2 protein-coding genes are annotated in these 4203 nt (G+C 68.6%); both read right to left on the bottom strand.

The window, feature by feature from the left end; genetic code table 11:
* Positions 1-57 precede the first annotated feature (57 nt).
* Entirely contained in the window at positions 58-3405 is a 3348-nt protein-coding gene (locus tag AC5LSR_RS22575; protein ID WP_250285648.1) for a Swt1 family HEPN domain-containing protein, read from the bottom strand.
* A 1-nt stretch (position 3406) separates the two neighbouring features.
* Positions 3407-4203, bottom strand: a 797-nt coding sequence (locus tag AC5LSR_RS22570) for a DUF8807 domain-containing protein (RefSeq protein ID WP_493468970.1), incomplete at its 5' end; no start/stop codon positions are given.

Raw genomic sequence — 4203 nt, 5'->3', positions numbered from 1 at the left:
CAGTGTGCGCAGAGGGGCGGTGTGCGTTCTTGTCCGGTGGTCGTGCCGGTAGGCCGTTCAGTTCTCCTCGAAGCCCGACTGGTCGAACTTCAGGGTCCGGGCGTTCTCGGAGACGGTGCGAACCTGGCCTTCCTCGAAGCCGGTGCTCTTCGTGGCCTCAATCTCGATCTTCACGACGAGCTCGGTGCCGTCCTGGCGGAGGTTGGCGATGATCTCGTCGGCGACGTTCCTGAAGTCAAGGGCGATCTTGTCGGGGTTCAGGGTCTTCACGCCGTAGAACCGCGTCCTGGCCTTGCGGTAGACGCCGGGGTGGTCGGGGTCCGGCTTGAAGGGCTTCTTCGCGTCGTCCTCGCCCGGGGTTTCCGCCAGGCCCGGCGTCGCCTGGACTTCGGCGGCGCGCTGCTTGACGGCAACGTCGGGACGCACCAGTAACAGCGAGTCGGTGGCCACCGGTGCGGCGCCGGTGTCCTCGGGTGTCCAGAGCCCGTCGTAGCGGCCGGCCGAGTCGTCGTAACCGGCGGCGAGTGCGAAGGCATCGGTCTGCCAGATCATCGGCAGGTCGATGATGCCCTCGTTGAGGACCGTCCTGTCGCGCAGGCGAGGCATGTAGGGGTACTGGCTGTAGAGCCCCCACAGGGCGCCGAGCGAGACGTGGCCGTCCTTCCAGATCTGCGGGACCTTGCCGATCGCCAGGCGGATCGTCGACGCGGCCTGCCGTGTCGAGAGGTCGCCGTCGTTGCCGAGGCGGCGGGAGACCCGCTCGGCGAGCGAGTGGGACTGTCCTTCGACCTTGGTCTCGCGGATGAGGAACGGCGCGCTCGGGTCCGGCTGGGCCGGGACGAGCGCCCAGGTGAAGGTCTGCAGGAGCCTGGCCGTGACGGTCTGGTCGGCCTGGGCCTGGCGCTGGGTAGCCTGCTTCTTCTGGTTCTGGGTCAGGTCGAGGCCGGCCTCGTTGTCGAGGACGTGCTTCCAGCCGAGGTGGTCGCGGGTGGCGGTGTCGAGCTCCTCCAGCCGGGCCTCGTCGGGGGCGAGGTAGACGAGCATGTTGCGGTTGGTCCGGTTGGAGCTGCCGCGCTGCTCGGTCGCCTTCTGGGCGAAGTCCTTGGCGGCCGACTCGGCGCCCCGCTTGTGGGCGAACTTCGGGTGCAGGATGACGAGGCGCGCCTCGCTGGTGTCGGGGATGTCGGCGTTGGTCTCCGGGCAGACGTGGACGCCGGCGAAGTCACCCTTCAGGCGGCCCTGGCCGAGCAGCCGTGTGACGACCTCCTTCCACACGTCTTCCTTGTGGAGGCGTTCGGCCTGGTCCTTGGCGGTGCGGGTGATGTTGGGCTGGAGGTCGTACCAGTACTTGCCGGACCCGGAGTAGAAGTACGTCGCCCGGTCGCCGAGCTGGGTCAGCGCGGCGTGGAAGTTGCCCGGGACGTCGCCGGGGATCGCGGTGCCGAGGAAGACCCGCTGGGTGTTGATGCCCTTGTGGACCGAGCCGGGTGCGACGGTCGGGGCGGCGCCGAAGAACACCGTGCGGGCGAGCCGCCTGGTCAGCGCCCGCTGGCCGAACAGCGGCTTCTCCTTGTCGATGCGCGCCGGCTCGGAGTTCGGGCCGTCGACATCGGCATCGATGATCGTCTTCCAGGAGTCCTGGAGGTACTGCGTCAGCTCGGCGTTCACGTTCGCGGTGGCGAGCGGGATCGAACCCGGCATGATCAACGGTGACGCGTCCTCGCCCGTCCAGAGCGCGTGGATCACCGTGCTCATCAGCCGCAGCACACCGCGGGTGCGCTGGAAGCGCTCCAGCGAGGACCACTCCTCGTAGAGGGTGTCGAACGTCTCCGGGTGGATCGGGTAGGTCCGTTTGATGCGGTACTCGTACGCCGTGTCGCGCGCCTCACGCGGGAAGTCGTCGGTGTACTTGCGGTACAGCTCCACGTACGCCCTGGCGGTCGCTCCGATCGAGGCGAGCGCGGCGGCGTCGGGCTGTTTGAACAGCCGCTGCTTGACGATGTGGTAGGCCTCGTCCGACGACGCCGGGCGCCACTGGTCGGCCACCCGGCGCACGACGTTCTGGAGCCGCTTCAAGGCTTCGAGCCCGTTGGTGCCGCCGACCTCCTCGGCGTTCCCGGCCACGGTCTCGGAGTCGTCCCCGCTCTCGGAGGCAGGGATCGAGATCGCGAGCAGGACGCCTGAGGTGCCCTTGGCGGTCTCGGTCAGCGACTGGGCGAAGGTGAACTGGTCGTCGAACGTGCCGCCCGCGAGGTCGTCGCGGCCGACGAGCGAGCGGGCGTAGGCGACCCACTCGTCGATCAGGATGACGGCGGGCGCGTACGTCGCCAGCAGCGTGTGGAGCGCGTCGCCGGGGTGGGTGCGGTCGCTGTCCGCGGTGGCGACGATGGCGTACGCCTCGGCACCGCCGAGCTGCCAGGCCAGCTCACCCCAGATCGTGTTGACGCGGGTGCCGTCGTCCTTGGTGACACCGGACGGGCTGAGGTGGTTGCCCACGATCGCGACCCGGTTCACCGCGGTGCCGGTGTAGCCGTTGGCGGTGAGCAGCTCCTGGGTCTCCTGCGGGAACTCGCCCACGGGAAGCCCGGCGGCCAGGTGCCACAGCGACAGCATCGAGTGGGTCTTACCGCCACCGAAGTTGGTCTGAAGGTTGATCACCGGCGAGGCGTTGCCGTCGCCCGAGAGACGTCGCACGGCGCGGCCGATCAGGTCGCGGAGGCCTTCGGTGAGGTAGGTGCGCCTGAAGAACTCGACCGGGTCGGCATAGTCGGAGTCGGCCTCGCCGCCGGTGGCGACCTTGTAGAGGTCGGCGGCGAACTCGGAGGCGTGGAAGTTGCCGGTCGCGACGTCGTCGTGCGGCTGGAGCACTTCGCGCCATGGCCTGAGCCCGGTGGCCTCGGGGTTGGCGACCGCGGCCTTGAGGACCTTCCGGTCGTCCTTGTCGGCGGTCACCCGACGCAGGTTGAGCCGGATGCCGCGGACCTCGTCGAACTCGGCGTTCGCGCCGATGAGCTTGAGCAGGCGTTCGCCGGTGTCGAGCGCGCGGTAGGCGTCGTCGTCGGTGAACGAGCCGTTGTGCGCCCAGTCGTTGCGCACCTCGCGGAGCTCGCTGGCGAAGGTTTCGCCGGCACGCCCGACGGCCTGGGTGAACGGGTACCAGCCCTGCTTGTAGCCGCCGGTGATGTTGCCTTCGGTGAGCATGCGGAACTGAACCTGCGGGTCGAGCGGGTCGTAGCTCTTCCCCGCGGGCACGCCGTTCTTGAGGTCCTTCGCCTGGACCAGCTTCGTCCACTCAGCGCCCAGCGCCGGGTCGGCCTGGCCGATCACCGACGAGATGAAGTCGTCCAGCGCCGGCGCGAGGATCTGGAACATCCGCTCGATGCGGTCACGGTTGCTCAGCGCCATCTCACTCGTCCCCCTCGAAGTCGATCGCGGACTGCGTCCTGGCGGGCTTCTTCTGAGTGCGCGCGACCTCCAGAATCTCCGGCCAGCTCGTCACCAGGCTGTTGAAGCTCAAGGCGTCCTTCGGCCAACCGCTGCCCTCCGCGATGCGAAAGAGAAGGTGCGCAAGCTCCTTGACGAGGTCAGCATCAACAGCGCCGTCCGGGCGACTCAACGCCGCCTGGAGAAAGTCGCCCGCCGGGGCGATACCGTCACGCTCCAGCACCTTGATCAGATGGTGGAGCGCCTCCCAGTTGCTGGTATGGCTGTCCTTCAGGACGTCGTAGTCCCACGACAGGTCGGCGGGCCTGATGAGCCGCACGTTGCCAGCCCGGCTCGTCAGGATCTCCTCCCGGTCCATCACGTCGACGCTGGTGTTGCGGGCCCGGGCGAGGTTGTCGGCGTCGCCGAACCTGCCGACGCCGTAGCCGTGCTGCCGATACCACGCGATCGCGAACCGGGAGATCGAATCAAAGTCGCCCTCCTGCTCGGCCAGCACCGTATCGAGGATCTCGTTGATCCGCACCAGCGCCGAGCGCACGGTCATTTTCTTGCCGTCAGGTTCAAGGACCGCGCTGTACCGGCTGAACACCGCCATCCCCGGCCCGATCGCCGCCTGCGGCAGATCCACCGGCGCGATCTGCCCCTGCTGCAACTTCCGCAGCGCCTCCGGCAGCTCCGCCTCAAGCGCCGCGATAAACCCACGCCGGTCCGTCGTCGGCGCACCCTCGGGACGAGGACGCAGCGACAGTACGATCGAGG

The sequence above is a fragment of the Protofrankia sp. CiP1_Cm_nod4 genome, from assembly GCF_982290645.1.
The sequence above is the reverse complement of the archived record's forward strand: the minus strand, read 5'-3'. Positions and strand labels throughout refer to the sequence as shown.